Genomic DNA, 15,591 nt, shown 5'->3' on the forward strand with positions numbered 1-15,591 from the left:
CTGTCCTCTACGCCTTCCGCCGCATTATCCGGGCCAGCGCAACTACGAAGGCACGGGCCAGCATAAACCTGGCGCGCAGTATGCGTCCAAGGCTTCGGGCGGTCTTCGGGGTGGTGTTGTTGTCGTGAAGCCTGCGGTTCAGTGTGTTGGGCTCCAGATGTGCCATCGAGCCGCGGAGGTTCCCTACCAGGGCGATCCACTGGTCATGGGTTTCGACGAGGAACCGCGGGAACGGGAGGATGAGGTCCTTCGCCGAGCTCCGGAACCCCATGGCGCACCCGTAGTAAGGGCGGATTCCAATCCAGAGGGTCAGAAGGTTCGCCCACCTGCGGGAACTGTCCGCGCTTCGCAGCCGAAGAGATTCGATCCGGCGGGGGGCCTGTCCGAAGTATCCAAAGTTGCTTGCCACCACGTCGGCATGCTGCAGCGCCGCCACCATCGAGTCGATCCGGCCAGGAATCCAGACATCGTCCTGATCGGAGAGGAAGACGTAGTCGCCCTGGCTGGCCGTGAGGGCTGCCTCGAAGGTTTTGACATATCCCCGGTTGACCGCAGACCGGATCAACCGGATGCGCTGGTCGCCGATCTGCTCGATAACCTCGGCGGTGTCATCGGTGGAGGCATCATCGACGATTACCAGCTCATCTCCGTCCTTCAGCTCCGGCAGGATGGAGGCGATCTGCTCCTCCACATGGGCCGCTCCGTTGTAGGTCGCCATGCAGACGCTGACCCGGCCACGAACCGGGGACGGAGGGGTGCTGGTATTCATACTCATCCTGCAGATTCTTTCTGGGGAGCGGGGTGCCGTATCAAGCATACCGGCTGGGCTGTTTCGACTTCGGTGCGTGCCCTCCCTATAGTTGATGTTATTCCCCGTCCCCTGGCTGCCCGAAAAATCTGGCGCCGCTCGTCGGCGCTGCCCTGCCGTCTCAATTGAAGTGAAAGAAGCAATCCGTGACTGCCGTAGATGTGATGTTCCCCTATTACGGGGACGTGGAACTAATGAAGCAAGCTGCCCGAAGCGTGATGGGGCAGCAGCACCAGGACTGGCGTCTTGTTGTCATTGACGACGGTTATCCCGACCCCGAGCCGGCCCGCTGGTTCGCGGAAATCACGGATCCGCGTGTGAGCTACCAGCGCAATGAGAAGAACCTTGGCGCGAATGGCAACTACCGCAAAGCGGTGGAGCTGGTTGAGGCACCGATCGCCGTCATCATGGGCGCAGACGACATTATGCTGCCCAACTACCTCACAGCCGTGGTGGCCTCCTTTGAAGCGTTTCCCCGAGCGAGTGCCGTTCAGCCCGGCGTCCAGGTGATCGACGAACTTAGCCGCGCAACGACGCCGCTGGCTGACCGGGTGAAGAAGGCCGCCCTTCCGCGGGGTGCCCAACGTCGGCAGCTCGGCGGCGAGGACCTGGCCACCAGCCTGCTGCGTGCCGGATGGCACTACTTCCCCTCCATCGCTTGGAAGTCGGAGATGTTGAAGCGGATTGGGTTTCGGTCCAACTTCGACGTCGTACAGGACCTGGCCCTGCTCCTGGATATCGCCGCTGCTGACGGCTCGATGGTGCTGACCCCGGAACTGGCTTTCCTCTACCGCCGCCATTCCGGTTCTGATTCCTCTGTTCGGGCCCTGGACGGACGCCGGTTCGACGAAGAACGACGGTTCTTTGAAGGCGAAGCCGCAAGGTTTGACCAGCTCGGCTGGAACCGTGCAGCCCGGGCCGCAAAGCTGCACCTGACCTCCCGGCTGAACGCGGCTGCGCTGATTGCCCAGTCGACGGCCAGCGGCAAGTTTGGTTACATCCCGAAGCTCGCAAAGCACGTTATCGGGTAAGCACGTCCCCGGGCGCGGGACAGATGCAGGACACAGAAAAAGGAGCGGATCCAAAAGCGGGTCCGCTCCTTTTTCTGTCGGCTGCAGGATTTCCCCGCGGCAGGACCTACTGGCGAAGGCCGTCAGCGTTCTGTCCGCCGGGATTTTCCCCGCCGGCATCCTGCCTCTCGGCCCACGGCTTCTGGGCTTCATCCAGGGCGATGCGCCGCGAGAGGGTCGTTATAGAAGTTTCCATGTTCCTGAAGCGCTGGTATGTGGTCGCAATGAACACGAAGAAGCAGACAATCGCGGCGTAAAGCACGAGGTCTGTTCCGCGGCCGATGCCGAGGAATCCTGCTACATGGGTCAGTGCATTGGGGAAGAAAATGGACAGCGCGGCAGCCACGGCAAAAATCATCAGCATGATCCGCCGCAGCGCGAGGTGCCGGGCGTTCACGCCGCCGCGCATCATGGCTACGGAGACCATGATGACGGCGACGACAAGGACTATCTGAACGATGAGTATCAATTCATGTCACCTAAAGAAGAGTTCGGCCAGGATGTTCACTGAGTTGAGAAGGGATTGACCCTTGGCCTTTGAGTAGTCCGTGTAGATAATCTCCACCGGATGCTCTACCCACCGAGGACGGAGGGTCGCCAGCTGGTTCACGAGTTCGGAAGCATGGGCCATGCGGTTCTGAGTCAGGTGAAGCTTGGCAGCGACGTCACGGTTGATAGCCCGCAGGCCGTTATGGGCATCTGTGAGGTTCATCCCGGTGGCCATCCGGGACTGGATGGCCGCGGTCTTCAGGACAATCCGCTTGCGCCGCGTGATTTTGGTCCGGTTATCCAGGAACCGTGATCCAAGGACAACTTCGGCCTCGCCCGAATTGATCCGGGCAACCATGGCAACGGCGTCAGCGACCCGGTGCTGCCCGTCTGCATCGAAGGTGACGACGCTGGTCATCGAAGGATCCTGCAGCGCGAACTCGATGCCCGTCTGCAGGGCAGCGCCCTGCCCGAGATTAATCGGATGCTGGACCACGACTGCTCCGGCTTCGCGGGCAACTCTCTGTGATCCGTCGCTGCTGCCGTCATCTACACAGACAACGTTAGGGAACTCCCGGCGAAGGTCTTCAATGACGGAACCAACGACGGTCGCTTCGTTGTACATGGGGATAACGATCCAAGTGGTGCTCACGGTGTCAGTATCCCATATTGCGTTTGACGGAGTCGTCCGTAGAGACGGGATGAACACCCAGATAACCAGCCAGCCGACCGGAGGCGTCTGCGGGTGTGAACCCGGCTGCCTGGATCTTATGCAGCGGAAGCACGCTGTTCAGCGGCCGCTGCGCGGCTTCCTTGCCGCTGAAGTAGTCTTCTGTGCTGACCCCGGTGACCGCCGCGGCACTCTGACCAGTGAGTTCAAAAACCTGCCTGGCGACGTCGGCCCATGAAACCGGTGCGCCATCACCGGTGAGGTTGTATACCCCGTACTCCGCGCCGGAAGCGAGCAGATGGAGGATTCCGGCGGCGATGTCTTCCGTGAAGGTGAGCCTGCCAATCTGGTCATCCACCACGGAGGGTTCCACTCCGCGTTCTGCCAGCGAGGCCATGGTCCGGACGAAGTTCTTCCCTTCGCCGATGACCCAGCTCGTACGCACGATGTAGTGGGCGGGAACTGTGGCGACGATCGCGTCGCCCGCTGCTTTGGTCTGGCCGTAGACCCCCAGGGGCGAGAAAGGCTCGTCTTCCGGATGGGTTTCCCTGGTTCCGTCGAAGACGTAGTCGCTGGAGACGTGCACCAGCGTCAGTCGGTTGGAGGTCGCAATCCGCGCCAGGCGAGCAACGGAACTGACATTGATTTCCCAGGCCAGACGCCGGCCTTCGGGGGTCTCCGCTGCGTCGACAGCAGTGTAGGCGGCGGCGTTGATGATCGCTGAGTAGTTCTTCCAGTTCCGTTCATAGGCAGCCGGATCCGTCAGGTCGAACTCCGCGCGCCCGGCAAACTCAACGGAGGCATCGCCGTCGTACGTTTTGCGGAGGGCACGCCCAAGCTGGCCCTCCGCACCCAGGACCAGGACTTTCTTCGGCTTCATCGGAACCACGTCCGCCAGACGGGGGTGCGCTTTGTCCTTGTCGGACAGTTCAGCCTGCTCCAGCGGGATGGGCCAGTCGATGGCAGCGGTCTCATCAGCGAGGTTCAGGAAGGTGTACTGCCCCTGTGCGTCTGCGCTCCAGTGGTCGTTCACCAGGTAGGTGTAGGCAGTGTTGTCCTCCAAGGTCTGGAAGGCATTGCCGACGCCGCGGGGAATGAAGATCGCCTGGCTCGGGTCCACTTCTGCCGTGAACACCGTCCCGAAACTCGGGCCTTCGCGCAGGTCCACCCAGGCGCCGAAGATCCGCCCGGTGGCCACGGAGATGTACTTGTCCCACGGTTCGGCGTGGATGCCGCGGGTGGTGCCGGCCTTCTCATTGAAGGAGATGTTGTTCTGGACTGGGCCGAAGTCGGGCAGTCCGAGCGCCAGCATCTTCTCCCGCTGCCAGTTCTCCTTGAACCAGCCGCGGTTATCGCCGTGGACCGGAAGGTCGTAGAGAACGACGCCGGGAATGGGAGTTTCGCGGGCAGTGAGCGCCTTGGAGAATTCAACCATCGCGGTTACTGGCCCTGGACCTTGTACTTGGCTTCGGTTTCGGCCTTCTGCGGCCGCCACCAGGCTTCGTTCTCGCGGTACCAGTCGATGGTGTCTTCGATGCCGGCGTCGAAGTTGGAGAACTTCGGTTCCCAGCCCAGCTCGGTGCGCAGCCGCGTGGAGTCGATGGCATAGCGCAGGTCGTGGCCTGGCCGGTCGATGACCTGGTCGTAGGCGTCAGCAGGCTGGCCCATGTGCTTGAGGATCAGTTCAACGACTTCCTTGTTGTTCTTCTCCCCGTCAGCGCCGATCAGGTAGGTCTGCCCGATCTCGCCCTTCTCGATGATGGTGAGGACCGCGGAGGAATGGTCATTGGCGTGGATCCAGTCACGGACGTTCTCACCGGCGCCGTAGAGCTTGGGACGGATGCCGTCGATCACGTTGGTGATCTGCCGCGGAATGAACTTCTCCACATGCTGGTACGGGCCGTAGTTGTTGGAGCAGTTGCTGATGGTTGCCTGAAGGCCGAAGGAACGCACCCACGCACGCACCAGCAGGTCCGAGCCGGCCTTCGTGGAGGAGTACGGGCTGGAGGGGTTGTACGGGGTGGATTCGGTGAACCGCTCAGGGTCATCGAGTTCAAGGTCGCCGTAGACCTCGTCCGTGGAAATGTGGTGGAAGCGCTTGCCGTGCTTCCGCGCAGCCTCGATCAGCGTGTAGGTGCCAATGATGTTGGTGTCCAGGAACGGCCGCGGATCGTGGAGGGAGTTGTCGTTGTGGGACTCCGCCGCGTAGTGGACTACGACGTCGGTCTCCTGCACCAGGCGGTCCACCAGTTCGGCGTCGCAGATGTCTCCCTGGACGAAGGTGAAACGGTCTTCGGGCAGCCCCTTCAGGGACGAAAGATTGCCGGCATAGGTCAGCTTGTCGAGCACCGTTACGACATAGTCGGTGTTCGCCAGTGCATAGTGCACGAAGTTTGAGCCGATAAAGCCGGCGCCGCCGGTCACCAGGAGTTTATGCATGTAGACAAACACTACCGGATTTGCCGTGCCTCGACCGAGCCGGGATGATGAGGGCATGCGCGGAATCATATTGGCAGGCGGCACCGGGTCCAGACTTCACCCCATCACTCTGGGAGTCAGCAAGCAACTGGTGCCGGTCTATGACAAACCGATGATCTACTACCCCCTGTCCACCCTTATCCTTGCCGGGATCACAGACATCCTGATTATTACTACCCCCCATGATGCAGACCAGTTTGAGCGTCTGCTAGGCGACGGAAGCCGCTTCGGCGTCAGCATCACCTACAAGCAGCAGCCCTCCCCGGACGGCCTAGCCCAGGCTTTTGTTCTTGGCGCAGAGCATATCGGCAACGGGCCGGTGGCTTTGGTGTTGGGAGACAACATCTTCTACGGCCAGGGCATGGGGACGCAGCTGCGCCGCTTTGCGGACATCGACGGTGGGGCGGTGTTTGGCTATTGGGTAGCCGATCCGAGCGCCTACGGTGTGGTGGAATTCGACGAGTCTGGACGCGCCATTTCCCTGGAGGAAAAGCCCACGAGTCCGAAGAGCCACTACGCGGTCCCCGGGCTGTATTTCTACGACAATGACGTTGTGGAGATCGCCCGGAGCCTGGAACCATCGCCGCGCGGCGAGCTGGAAATCACGGACGTGAATCGAATCTACCTGGAGAAGGGGAAGCTGCAGGTCGAAATCCTGCCGCGCGGCACAGCCTGGCTGGACACCGGTACGTTCGATTCGCTCAACGAGGCATCCGAGTTCATCCGGACCGTGCAGAAACGCCAGGGCCTGTCCATCGGCTGCCCCGAGGAGATCTCCTGGCGTCTGGGAAACATCTCCGACGACGAGCTGCGCCAGCGGGCCGAACCGCTGGTCAAGAGCGGCTACGGCCAATACCTCCTTGAGCTGCTGAGGAATAAGTAGCAGGACTCAGCTAAGACAAACGAAAGCCGGCCAGGAACTTCCTGGCCGGCTTTCGTTGTCGACGGCGTTACCGACGCCGTGGGGCGGAGGGCTCAGTTTCGCACGACAACGGCGCCGCGGCTGGGGGTCCAGTCGATCCGGCCGCCTTGGTAGGCCTGAGTGCACCGTCCCACTGTGCAGGTTTCATCTATGATGGGATAGCCTAGGACTCCTTTTTCAAAGCCGGTGGACTGCCATTTCCTGCGGATTTCCCCTCCGGTGGGGTGCGCTCCGACAGATTTAGTCCATGTGATGGCTCCGCCCTGGAAGTTCTGGTAGCAGCCGTTGTCCCTGATTCCGCAGATCTGGCCGCTGATAGGGAAGCCGAGTCCGCCGTTTTCGAACCCGTGTTTTTGGTACGCCGCGCGGATCGGTCCTGAGGGACTCACCTGGGCGCCTGTTGGGGCTGACCAGAGGATGGCTCCGCCCTGGAAGTTCTGGTAGCAGCCGTTGTCCTTGATGCCGCATACTTCGTCTCCGGTGGGGTAACCGAGGACTCCGGTTTCGAAACCGGCTGATTGCCACTGCCGACGGATTTCACCGCCCGTCGCGTGGGCACCGGTCGTTTTGGTCCAGGTGATGGCTCCGCCCTGGAAGTTCTGGTAGCACCCGCTATCCTTGATTCCGCAGACCTGATCGCTGGTAGGGAAGCCGAGTCCGCCGTTTTCGAACCTATGTTTTTGGTAGGCCGCGCGTATCGGTCCTGAGGGACTCACCTGGGCGCCTGTTGCGGCTGACCATAGAATGGCTCCCCCCTGGAAGTTCTGGTAGCAGCCGTTGTCCTTGAGTCCGCAGACCTGGTCGCTGGTCGGGTATCCCAGCGTCCCAGCTTCGAACCCCTGCTTCTTGTAAGCTTCCCTAATCGCACCCTGGGGGCTGAGTCGGGCGCCTGTCACGGCTGACCATAGAATGGCTCCGCCCTGGAAGTTCTGGTAACAGCCGTTGTCCTTGATGCCGCATACCTGGTCACCGGTGGGGTACCCCAAGCCGCCTGACTCGAAGCCGCTCCGCTGGTAGGCATTGCGTATGGCGCCGTTAGGGCTTACCTGTGCGCCCGTGGCGCCGGACCAGAGAATGGCTCCCCTCTGGAAGTTCTGGTAACACCCGCCGTCTCTGATGCCGCACGTTATGTTGGATGTTTGGGCACCCAGCCCGGGGTTGGCCTTTGCCTTGGTGTCGATCGCAGCCGCAGCCGCCGGGACAAGGATGTTTCGGGCGAAGGCGTTCAGTGCTGCGGCGGATCCGTTGAAGACGTTCGAGTCGCCGACAAAGGGTCCCGTGCTGCTGTATTGCCATACCGTGTAAGTGCTCCAGCCGGCCGGCATCGCTCCGGGACCAGCGGTGCTGTACCTGGCCAGGTGAAGCGGGTGGTTGCCAAAGGCAGACGAGTTGCCCGTGCAGGTGCGCCACCAATCGGTGGTTGTGTAGATCATCGGAACCCGTCCTGTACGGGCCTTGACGGTGTCGGAGAAAATCTTGATCCACGTCACCATCTCTCCGGCTGACATGTCATAGCAGGTATCGCCAAGTTGCTGGTACGGGTTGTACTCAATGTCCAGCAAGGGAGGCAGGGTACTGCCGTCCGCAGTCCAGCCGCCGCCGTTGTTGACAAAGTAGTTGGCTTCCTGCGCTGCGGACCCTGGGCTGGGGATCGCGAAGTGGTAAGCCCCGCGCATCATTCCGGCGTTTTTTGAGCCGTTGTACTGCTGTCCGTAGTACGGGTTCTTGTAATACGTTCCTTCGGTGGCTTTGACGTAGGCGAACCTGCCGCCCTGGCTCCATGCCCGGGACCAGTCGACGTTGCCCTGATGACTGCTAACGTCCAGCCCTTGGATCCCGGCAGGCATCCAGGTCGCTGCGAGGGTAACCGAGGCGGTAACGCCGTTTATCCTGCTCGACGCGCTGAATACGGCACTGTCCGCTGACTCTGAGCCGCCAGCGAAGGAGGAGCCTTCCGCCACCTTCGCCGGAGTGCCCAGGTCAGGCACATTCAGCGGAACTTCAGGATCCGCCTCGGCCTGCTGCCGTTCCCGGACTTCATCTTCGGTGGGTACCTGCGGATCGCCCGTGGTTTCCAGCCGCTCAAGTCCCTGCCCCATCCGGGCTCCCAGGGGTCCAATGATGTCCTTGACTTCCATGGCGCCTGGCTTCTCCGGCTGCTCGACAGCTGGCTCATCGCTTTGCGGCGCCGGAACGGATTCCTCGGCTGTTGGACCGGTGGGCGGCGAAACAATCACGTCCAGCGGCATAGGTGGAACAGTGCCTTCAATACCGGTTCCATCCTCAGGCTGCGGAGAAACGCTCGGAGGTGCAGGTGCAGGTGCCGGAGGCAGAACGGTGTGACCGACCGCAGCGCTAGCCGGAGCTCCCGTGAACAAGAGCGCCAGGGCTATGCCCAGGGCCAGAACGGAACGGGGCTTTGATGGTGTCACTGGATCTCCAAGACGAAAAATACGCGCCTGTGCGGCGCTGGGATGTCTGCCCAGACTATCGGAGCCAATGTTGCAAATGTGATGAGTGAGGCTAAAGTTCGTCCCCGAACTAGCACATTGCATGTGCGGTTCCCTCGGGGTGAGCCCCGTCCCAGGGGCTGCTGCGGCCGCTGGATGCTCCTACCTCCACGGCATGCGACGCCGCCTCGCCCGAAAGTTTTCCACACGAGGCATCCTTCACTCTCGTCAGCAGCGGGGAAATCACCTATTCTCGCCCGCATGGCCGGACTGGCCTGCAGGTTCTGTCTCTTTGAGACGGCAGAAATGCCGTGCGGATGACCCGGGGGAGCACAATGGACGCGGTGCGTATTGTCGAGGATGAGGTGCGCGAGCTCATCCGTGTCCGTGGCCTGGACCCGGCACGCCAGGCCGGCGAAGTACGGCGTCTGGTCGAAGCCGCGGTCCACGACTACGACGACCGCTCCCTGCTGGGCTCGCTGCCGGCGCTCGGCCACCTTGAACGGGCAACCAAACAGGTCTTCGACGCCGTAGCAGGCTACGGAGCACTTCAGCCGCTCCTTGATGACCAAACAGTCGAAGAGATCTGGATCAACTCTCCCGGCGAGGTCTACGCAGCGCGGGACGGCCGGTCCGAGCTGACAGCGCTCAGCCTCACCTCGGAACAGATCCGGGATCTGGTGGAACGGATGCTGAAGTCCTCGGGAAGGCGACTGGACCTCTCCTCGCCGTTTGTGGATGCTGCCCTACCGGACGGGTCGCGGCTTCACGTCGTCATTCCAGACGTGACCCGGCGCCACTGGGCAGTGAACATCAGAAAGTTCATCGTCCGGGCGAGCCGGTTGGAACACCTTGTGGAACTGGGAACGCTGACACCCCAGGCAGCCAGATTTCTGTCCGCCGCGGTAGCCGGCGGCCTGAACATCCTGGTCTCCGGCGCCACCCAGGCCGGGAAAACGACGCTGCTGAACTGCCTGGCAGCCTCCATTGGAGCCCGTGAACGTGTCGTCACGGTGGAAGAGATCTTCGAACTCCAGCTTCCGCTGCGCGACGTCGTTGGTCTGCAGTGCAGGCAGGCCAACCTCGAAGGCTCGGGCGAAATCCCCATGAGGCGCCTGGTGAAGGAAGCCCTGCGCATGCGGCCCGACCGCCTGATCGTTGGCGAGGTGCGGGAGGCCGAGAGCCTGGACATGCTCATAGCCTTGAATTCCGGCTTGCCGGGAATGTGTACGGTCCACGCGAACAGTGCGCACGACGCCGTCACAAAGATCTCGACGCTGCCGCTCCTGGCGGGGGCCAACATTTCAAGCGCCTTCGTTGTTCCGACAGTCGCATCGTGCATTGACCTGGTGGTCCACTGCGTCCGGACGCCGGCAGGAAAACGCGAGGTTGCGGAGGTGCTGGCCCTCGGCCGAAGGGTTGAAAACGGGATCATTGAATCGTCGCTCGTGTTCCAGAGAGAGAACGGGCGGCTGGTGGCCTCGCCCACTTCACTTCCGTCACCGGACAAATTCGCACGCGCCGGAATGAATCTCGCGGAACTGCTGGAGCCGGCGGCATGAGTGCGGCACTGGGACTGGCTCTCGGCTTCGGACTGTACCTGGTCTGGTGGTCGTGCTGGGAACTGCCGGAGCGTCCCGGCAAACCCAAGCGTGCCGGAAAGCTTGAACAGTTGCTTGTTGCTTCCGGGATAAGCAGGGTTACGCCGTCAGCTTTGGTCGCCAGCAGTGCTCTTCTGGGACTGCTCGTGCTGCTGGTCGCCTGGATGCTGACCGGCTCGCTTCCCATCGGCGTCTGCCTGGGACTGTTTGGGAGTGCCGTGCCCGTGACTGCCGTGCGATGGCAGGCACAGAAACGCAGCGCTTCCCTCATGGAACTGTGGCCGGACGCAGTGGATCATCTGCGTTCGGCCATACGGGCAGGGCTGTCACTTCCTGAGGCACTGATCCAGCTGGGTGAGAACGGACCCGAGGAACTGCGGGCCCCCTTTAGGGAATTCGGAGCGGACTACCGAGCCGGTGGCCAGTTCGACGAGGCCCTCAGCAACCTCAAGGAACGCCTGGCAGATCCTGTAGGGGACCGGATCGTCGAAGCCCTCAGAATTACACGGCAAGTGGGCGGATCAGACCTCGGCAGGCTCCTGGGAACCCTGGCCGAGTTCCTGCGGGAGAACGCACGGACGCGCAGCGAGCTCTTGGCGCGACAGTCGTGGACGGTCAACGCCGCTCGGCTGGCCGTCGCAGCCCCGTGGGGAGTCGTCCTGCTGATGGCCACCCGCCCGGAAGCGGTGGCAGCTTACAATACGGCAGCTGGAGCGGCCGTGCTTGCCGCCGGAATGGTTATCTCCGTGGGCTGTTACCGTCTAATGCTCCGAATTGGAGCCCTGCCGGCAGATGCACGGGTGCTGCGGTGAACGCCGGCTGGCCGGCAGTCCTGCTGTCCGGTGCAGGACTTGGGCTGGGTCTGTGGCTGACCATCGTACGGCTGCCTTTCTTACGGCCGACCACGTTCGCGGACCGGATCGCACCTCAGCTTCGTTCCAGCGTGCAGGGTTCCCGGCTGCTTTCTCCAGCCGATGTGACTCCATTCGGCCCTCTGGAACGGATCTTCCGGCCACTGCTCCGCAATGCCGTCGTGAAACTGAACCGGATCAGTCCAGCGGCGTCGGCTCTGTACAAGCGTCTCGAGCGGGCAGGCCGCCGGACCACCGTGCTTGAATTCCGCTCTGAACAGCTGCTCTATGCCGGCGGTGGGCTGCTGGCCGGAGGGACATTCGCGGTGTGGCTCTCGGTAAGGGGCAGCATTCCGGTGCCGGCGATTGCGGTCCTGAGCCTTGCCGGCGGACTGCTTGGATATCTGCTGCGTGATTACCTGCTCACACGCGAGGTCAGCCGGCGCGAAGCTCTCATGCTGGCGGAGTTTCCCAGTCTGGCAGAAATGATGGCCTTGGCCGTAGGTGCGGGCGAAAGCGCCGGAGGTGCATTCGAACGGATCAGCAGGACGGCACGGGGGGAGCTGGCGGGGGAGTTCGAGCGTGTGGTGGCCGAGACACGCTCCGGGATTCCCCTGCTCACGGCACTTGCCGACCTGTCCAGAAGGACCCAGCTGGCCCCATTATCCAGGTTCGTGGACGGTGTCTCGGTCGCTATTGAACGAGGCACGCCGCTGGCCGACGTGATGCGCGCACAGGCTCAGGACGTCCGGGACCTGGCTAAACGGGAACTCATGGAGCAGGCGGGCAAAAAGGAAATCGCCATGATGATGCCGCTGGTCTTCGGCGTCCTGCCGCTGACAGTTTTGTTTGCTGTTTTTCCTGGCCTGTCACTGCTCAGGATCGGCCTATGACTGCTTCAGCCGTACCTCCGGGCCCCACGCGGCCCGCGAGCCCCAACTCCCGAAAACCGAAACCCGCAACAAGACTGAGAGGGCACCAATGAATAAACGTTCAGCCATCCGCTCCCTTCCCCTGCTCTTTTCCACGCTGGTGCTGACCCGTCTGACAGCCGCGCTCGCGCCGGAAGAGTCTGAGCGGGATCGCGGGGACGTTCCAGGGTGGGTCATGATCACATTGATGTCCGCCGTGCTGGTCGCCGCAATTCTTGCGGTCGCGGAGCCAGCCCTGAAGTCTCTCTTCGATTCAGCTATTGCCCGGGTCCGGCAGTAGGGCACCTCGGATGCAGCGTCGCCTCCGCGGACGAAATCCTGCGGCCGGGGGAGCCCATGAGGACGGGTCCGCCGTAGTCGACTTCGTCCTCGTAGGAGCGCTCCTCACGCTGCTGGTGATGGCGGTGGTCCAGCTTGCCTTGATCCTGCATGTGCGCAACACCCTGACAGACGCAGCTGCCTCGGGAGCACGCTACGGAACCCTCGCGGACCGCAGCCCCGAAGACGGCGTGGAACGCGCCCGTGAACTCATCTCGGGAACCCTGTCATCCGGTTTTGCCCAGGACGTGACCTACTCACGCGTTGGCGGGGACGGCGGGTCCATGCTCCAAATCCAGGTGCGGGCTCCGCTTCCCGTGATCGGCCTGATCGGCCCGACCGGAGGAATCGAGGTGAGAGGGCATGCCTATTGGCCCTAATAGCGGGACGGGGGAAGGCCCTGGCCCAGTGAGAGCTGAGGAAGGAAGTGCCGTCGTCGAATTCGTCTTCCTCGGCGTGCTCCTCCTTGTTCCCCTCGTTTACATCATTGTTGCGGTCGCACAGGTCCAGGGAGCGGCATATGCCGTAGTAGGCGCAGCGGACCATGCCGCCAAGGTCTATGCGGCTGCAGGGTCAGCTAATGCGGAAGCCAAGGCCAGAGCCGCAGCCGAACTCGCGGTCACGGACTTTGGGCTCGATCCATCGGGAATGGATCTGGATGTTGCCTGCTCCCCGGCATGCCTCACCCCGGGTTCGACCGTCACGGTCACTGTGGCTTTCGATGTCCCCCTGCCGGTCCTCGGTTCAATTCCGGGTATGGAGCTGACTCCCGTACGAGTCGACTCAACCTCTATGCAGACTGTCGAGAGGTTCGGATGACCCCGCAGCGAACGACGGCCAAAGACCAGGAGGATGGGCAGATGGGGGTACTGATCATCGGCTACGTTCTGCTCGCCCTGCTGGTGATCACCGTCGTAGCCGGAGCCTCGTCGGTGTATCTGGGCCACAAGAAACTCCTGTCAGCAGCAGACGGGGCCGCGCTCGCAGCCGCCGACACCTTCTCGCTTTCGCAGGTCCAGGGTTCCAGTTCCGGCACTGCGCCTGCGGCGGTGCTCAATTCGGCAGCCGTGACCGGGGCCGTGCAGCAGTACCTGGCAGACAGCCGTGCGGGCGAAAGGATCAGTTCCCTGCAGATCGATCCGGAGACCGGCACCCCGGACGGGCGTACCGCCCGGGTGGTGCTTTCCGGCGTCGTACACCCGCCGATTGTGAACTTCCTGGTTCCTGACGGCATAAGGATCAGCGCTGAAAGCGACGCCCGGGCCCGGCTGACGCGCTGAACGAGCATAACCGCCCAGAACAGACGCTGCTAGGAAGCCTTCGCCTGCTCCCGGGGCGGGTAGTGCCCCCAGCCGCCGTGGTCGACCTCCAGCAGTGTGCCGTCGTCGGCATAGCAGAGGGTGACGCGCTCACCGTAGAGGTCGCAGTCCGGATCTGGGCAGCGGTCCCGGAGCGATCCCGTGTAGTCGGCGGCGTCATACTGGTCCCAGTCGTCCAGTTTCCCGAGCGCCCAGGGATCACCCTGCTCGGCCAGTTCCTCCAGCTCCTCGCGGCTGTAGCTGTGTCCGCGCTCAGGATGGCGGATGGGGGAGGGGGAAGCGTTCATTGAATTCGAAGCTCCTTTCCGGATCGGACAGCACCAATGTACTCCCGGGGGCTGACACCGCTGGGGTCATCCTTCGGTGCGTCACCGATCCGCTGTGTCACCCAAGAACCAGTTCCGGGCTGTGGAACCGGGGCATGGCGTAGTCTGTAATCACCATGGCTGAAATTGATTTTCCCGCAGAAATCCGCGCCCTCCGCTCCACGTTTGCCTCCATTGAGGACGTGTCAGACGTCGCCGCGATGAAGGAAGACATCGCTGAACTCAGCGAGATGGCCGGGGAGCCCAACCTCTGGGATGACCCGGATGCTGCGCAGAAGATCACGTCCAAGCTCTCGCACAAGCAGAGCGCCCTGGAACGGCTGCAGAAGCTCGAAGCGCGCATCGATGACCTCGAAGTCCTTGTCGAACTCGCCCAGGATGAATCCGACGCCGACAGCAAGGCGGAGGCCGTCACCGAACTTGAGTCGCTGCGCAAGGCGCTCTCCGAGCTTGAGGTTGTGACCCTGCTCTCCGGTGAATACGACGAGCGCGAGGCCGTGGTGACCATCCGCGCCGGCGCCGGCGGCGTGGACGCTGCCGACTTCGCCGACATGCTCCTGCGCATGTACCTGCGCTGGGCCGAACGGCATGGCTACCCCACCCAGGTTCTCGATACCTCCTACGCCGAAGAAGCCGGGCTGAAATCCGCCACATTCGAAGTCAAGGCTCCTTACGCGTTCGGCACCCTGGTGGTGGAAGCCGGAACCCACCGGCTTGTGCGCATCAGCCCGTTCGACAACCAGGGCCGGCGCCAGACCTCCTTTGCCGCCGTCGAGGTTATTCCCCTGATTGAGGCCACGGACCACATCGACATTCCGGACAACGAGATCCGCGTGGATGTCTTCCGCTCCTCAGGCCCGGGCGGGCAGTCCGTGAACACCACGGACTCCGCGGTCCGGCTGACCCACATTCCCACGGGCACCGTGGTTTCAATGCAGAACGAGAAGTCCCAGCTGCAGAACCGTGCCGCAGCCATGCGCGTGCTGCAGTCCCGGCTCCTGCTGCTGAAGAAGGAACAGGAAGACGCAGAGAAAAAGGCCTTCGCCGGAGACGTAAAGGCTTCCTGGGGCGACCAGATGCGCTCCTACGTGCTCAACCCGTACCAGATGGTCAAGGACCTGCGGACGGAGCACGAAGTGGGCAACACGTCCGCAGTCTTCGACGGTGAAATCGACGACTTTATCGACGCCGGAATCCGCTGGCGCGCGAACGGCAGCGTTTCCGCCCGCAACTAGTTGTACTGAGACACCACGTTGGTTACACGTGAATAGGGTGAAGACCTCTTAGGTTTGGTGGTTACCACACACAGCCGAACCCAAGAGGTCTTCATGTCCCACGGTAATGCCCGTCTGGCTCC

17 protein-coding genes are annotated in these 15,591 nt (G+C 62.5%); 10 read left to right on the forward strand and 7 right to left on the reverse strand.

The genetic code is table 11. The annotated features are described in order from the left end of the window. Positions 1 to 7 precede the first annotated feature (7 nt). Complete coding sequence (locus NGB94_RS15015) at positions 8 to 775, reverse strand: glycosyltransferase (RefSeq protein ID WP_325791492.1); 768 nt, start codon at positions 773 to 775, stop codon at positions 8 to 10. Between the two features lie 179 nt (positions 776 to 954). Between NGB94_RS15015 and NGB94_RS15020 the strand changes: the two genes are divergently transcribed. Then, positions 955 to 1,839 carry a glycosyltransferase family 2 protein gene (locus tag NGB94_RS15020; protein ID WP_325791493.1) on the forward strand — a complete coding sequence of 295 codons (885 nt, stop codon included), beginning with the start codon at positions 955 to 957 and terminating at the stop codon, positions 1,837 to 1,839. Between the two features lie 106 nt (positions 1,840 to 1,945). On the opposite strand, the gene NGB94_RS15025 is transcribed toward NGB94_RS15020, so the two are convergent. Genes NGB94_RS15025 through rfbB form a run of 4 tightly spaced genes read right to left on the reverse strand, consistent with a single transcriptional unit; the run spans position 1,946 to position 5,476 of the window. Beyond that, on the reverse strand, positions 1,946 to 2,347 hold the full coding sequence (locus NGB94_RS15025; RefSeq protein WP_325791494.1) for a DUF2304 domain-containing protein: 402 nt from the start codon (positions 2,345 to 2,347) through the stop codon (positions 1,946 to 1,948). Between the two features lie 6 nt (positions 2,348 to 2,353). Then, the gene (locus tag NGB94_RS15030; protein ID WP_325791495.1) at positions 2,354 to 3,019 is read right to left on the reverse strand and encodes a glycosyltransferase family 2 protein; all 666 of its coding nucleotides are present in this window, start codon (positions 3,017 to 3,019) and stop codon (positions 2,354 to 2,356) included. Positions 3,020 to 3,023: 4 nt separating this feature from the next. Further along, positions 3,024 to 4,472, reverse strand: a complete 1,449-nt coding sequence (locus NGB94_RS15035; RefSeq protein WP_325791496.1) for a bifunctional dTDP-4-dehydrorhamnose 3,5-epimerase family protein/NAD(P)-dependent oxidoreductase — start codon at positions 4,470 to 4,472, stop codon at positions 3,024 to 3,026. A 5-nt stretch (positions 4,473 to 4,477) separates the two neighbouring features. Next, a complete protein-coding gene (gene rfbB / locus NGB94_RS15040) occupies positions 4,478 to 5,476 on the reverse strand; it encodes a dTDP-glucose 4,6-dehydratase (protein WP_325791497.1) in 999 nt (332 codons plus the stop codon). 55 nt (positions 5,477 to 5,531) lie between these two features. Between rfbB and rfbA the strand changes: the two genes are divergently transcribed. Next, positions 5,532 to 6,398, forward strand: a complete 867-nt coding sequence (gene rfbA, locus NGB94_RS15045) for a glucose-1-phosphate thymidylyltransferase RfbA (RefSeq protein ID WP_325791498.1) — start codon at positions 5,532 to 5,534, stop codon at positions 6,396 to 6,398. A gap of 92 nt (positions 6,399 to 6,490) precedes the next feature. On the opposite strand, the gene NGB94_RS15050 is transcribed toward rfbA, so the two are convergent. Beyond that, positions 6,491 to 8,686, reverse strand: coding sequence for a GH25 family lysozyme (locus tag NGB94_RS15050; protein WP_325791500.1), 2,196 nt, complete (start codon positions 8,684 to 8,686; stop codon positions 6,491 to 6,493). Positions 8,687 to 9,222: 536 nt separating this feature from the next. Between NGB94_RS15050 and NGB94_RS15055 the strand changes: the two genes are divergently transcribed. From NGB94_RS15055 to NGB94_RS15085, 7 genes are all read left to right on the forward strand, one after another. Then, complete coding sequence (locus NGB94_RS15055; protein ID WP_325791501.1) at positions 9,223 to 10,449, forward strand: CpaF family protein; 1,227 nt, start codon at positions 9,223 to 9,225, stop codon at positions 10,447 to 10,449. Continuing rightward, a complete protein-coding gene (locus tag NGB94_RS15060) occupies positions 10,446 to 11,300 on the forward strand; it encodes a type II secretion system F family protein (RefSeq protein ID WP_325791503.1) in 855 nt (284 codons plus the stop codon). Before NGB94_RS15055 ends, NGB94_RS15060 begins: the two co-directional genes overlap by 4 nt. 221 nt (positions 11,301 to 11,521) lie before the next feature. Further along, a complete protein-coding gene (locus tag NGB94_RS15065) occupies positions 11,522 to 12,232 on the forward strand; it encodes a type II secretion system F family protein (protein WP_325791504.1) in 711 nt (236 codons plus the stop codon). An 88-nt stretch (positions 12,233 to 12,320) separates the two neighbouring features. Continuing rightward, on the forward strand, positions 12,321 to 12,551 hold the full coding sequence (locus NGB94_RS15070) for a hypothetical protein (RefSeq protein ID WP_325791505.1): 231 nt from the start codon (positions 12,321 to 12,323) through the stop codon (positions 12,549 to 12,551). 10 nt (positions 12,552 to 12,561) lie between these two features. Then, entirely contained in the window at positions 12,562 to 12,969 is a 408-nt protein-coding gene (locus tag NGB94_RS15075; protein WP_325791506.1) for a TadE family protein, read from the forward strand. A 28-nt stretch (positions 12,970 to 12,997) separates the two neighbouring features. Continuing rightward, positions 12,998 to 13,408, forward strand: a complete 411-nt coding sequence (locus NGB94_RS15080) for a hypothetical protein (RefSeq protein ID WP_325791507.1) — start codon at positions 12,998 to 13,000, stop codon at positions 13,406 to 13,408. Between the two features lie 41 nt (positions 13,409 to 13,449). Then, complete coding sequence (locus tag NGB94_RS15085; protein ID WP_325791508.1) at positions 13,450 to 13,869, forward strand: pilus assembly protein TadG-related protein; 420 nt, start codon at positions 13,450 to 13,452, stop codon at positions 13,867 to 13,869. 29 nt (positions 13,870 to 13,898) lie between these two features. On the opposite strand, the gene NGB94_RS15090 is transcribed toward NGB94_RS15085, so the two are convergent. Next, entirely contained in the window at positions 13,899 to 14,195 is a 297-nt protein-coding gene (locus NGB94_RS15090; RefSeq protein ID WP_325791509.1) for a hypothetical protein, read from the reverse strand. Between the two features lie 155 nt (positions 14,196 to 14,350). On the opposite strand from NGB94_RS15090, the gene prfB reads away from it, so the two are divergent. Further along, positions 14,351 to 15,469, forward strand: a complete 1,119-nt coding sequence (gene prfB, locus NGB94_RS15095; RefSeq protein ID WP_325791511.1) for a peptide chain release factor 2 — start codon at positions 14,351 to 14,353, stop codon at positions 15,467 to 15,469. Positions 15,470 to 15,591: the final 122 nt, after the last annotated feature.

The sequence above is a fragment of the Arthrobacter koreensis genome, assembly GCF_035792275.1.
Lineage (GTDB): Bacteria > Actinomycetota > Actinomycetes > Actinomycetales > Micrococcaceae > Arthrobacter_B > Arthrobacter_B koreensis_A.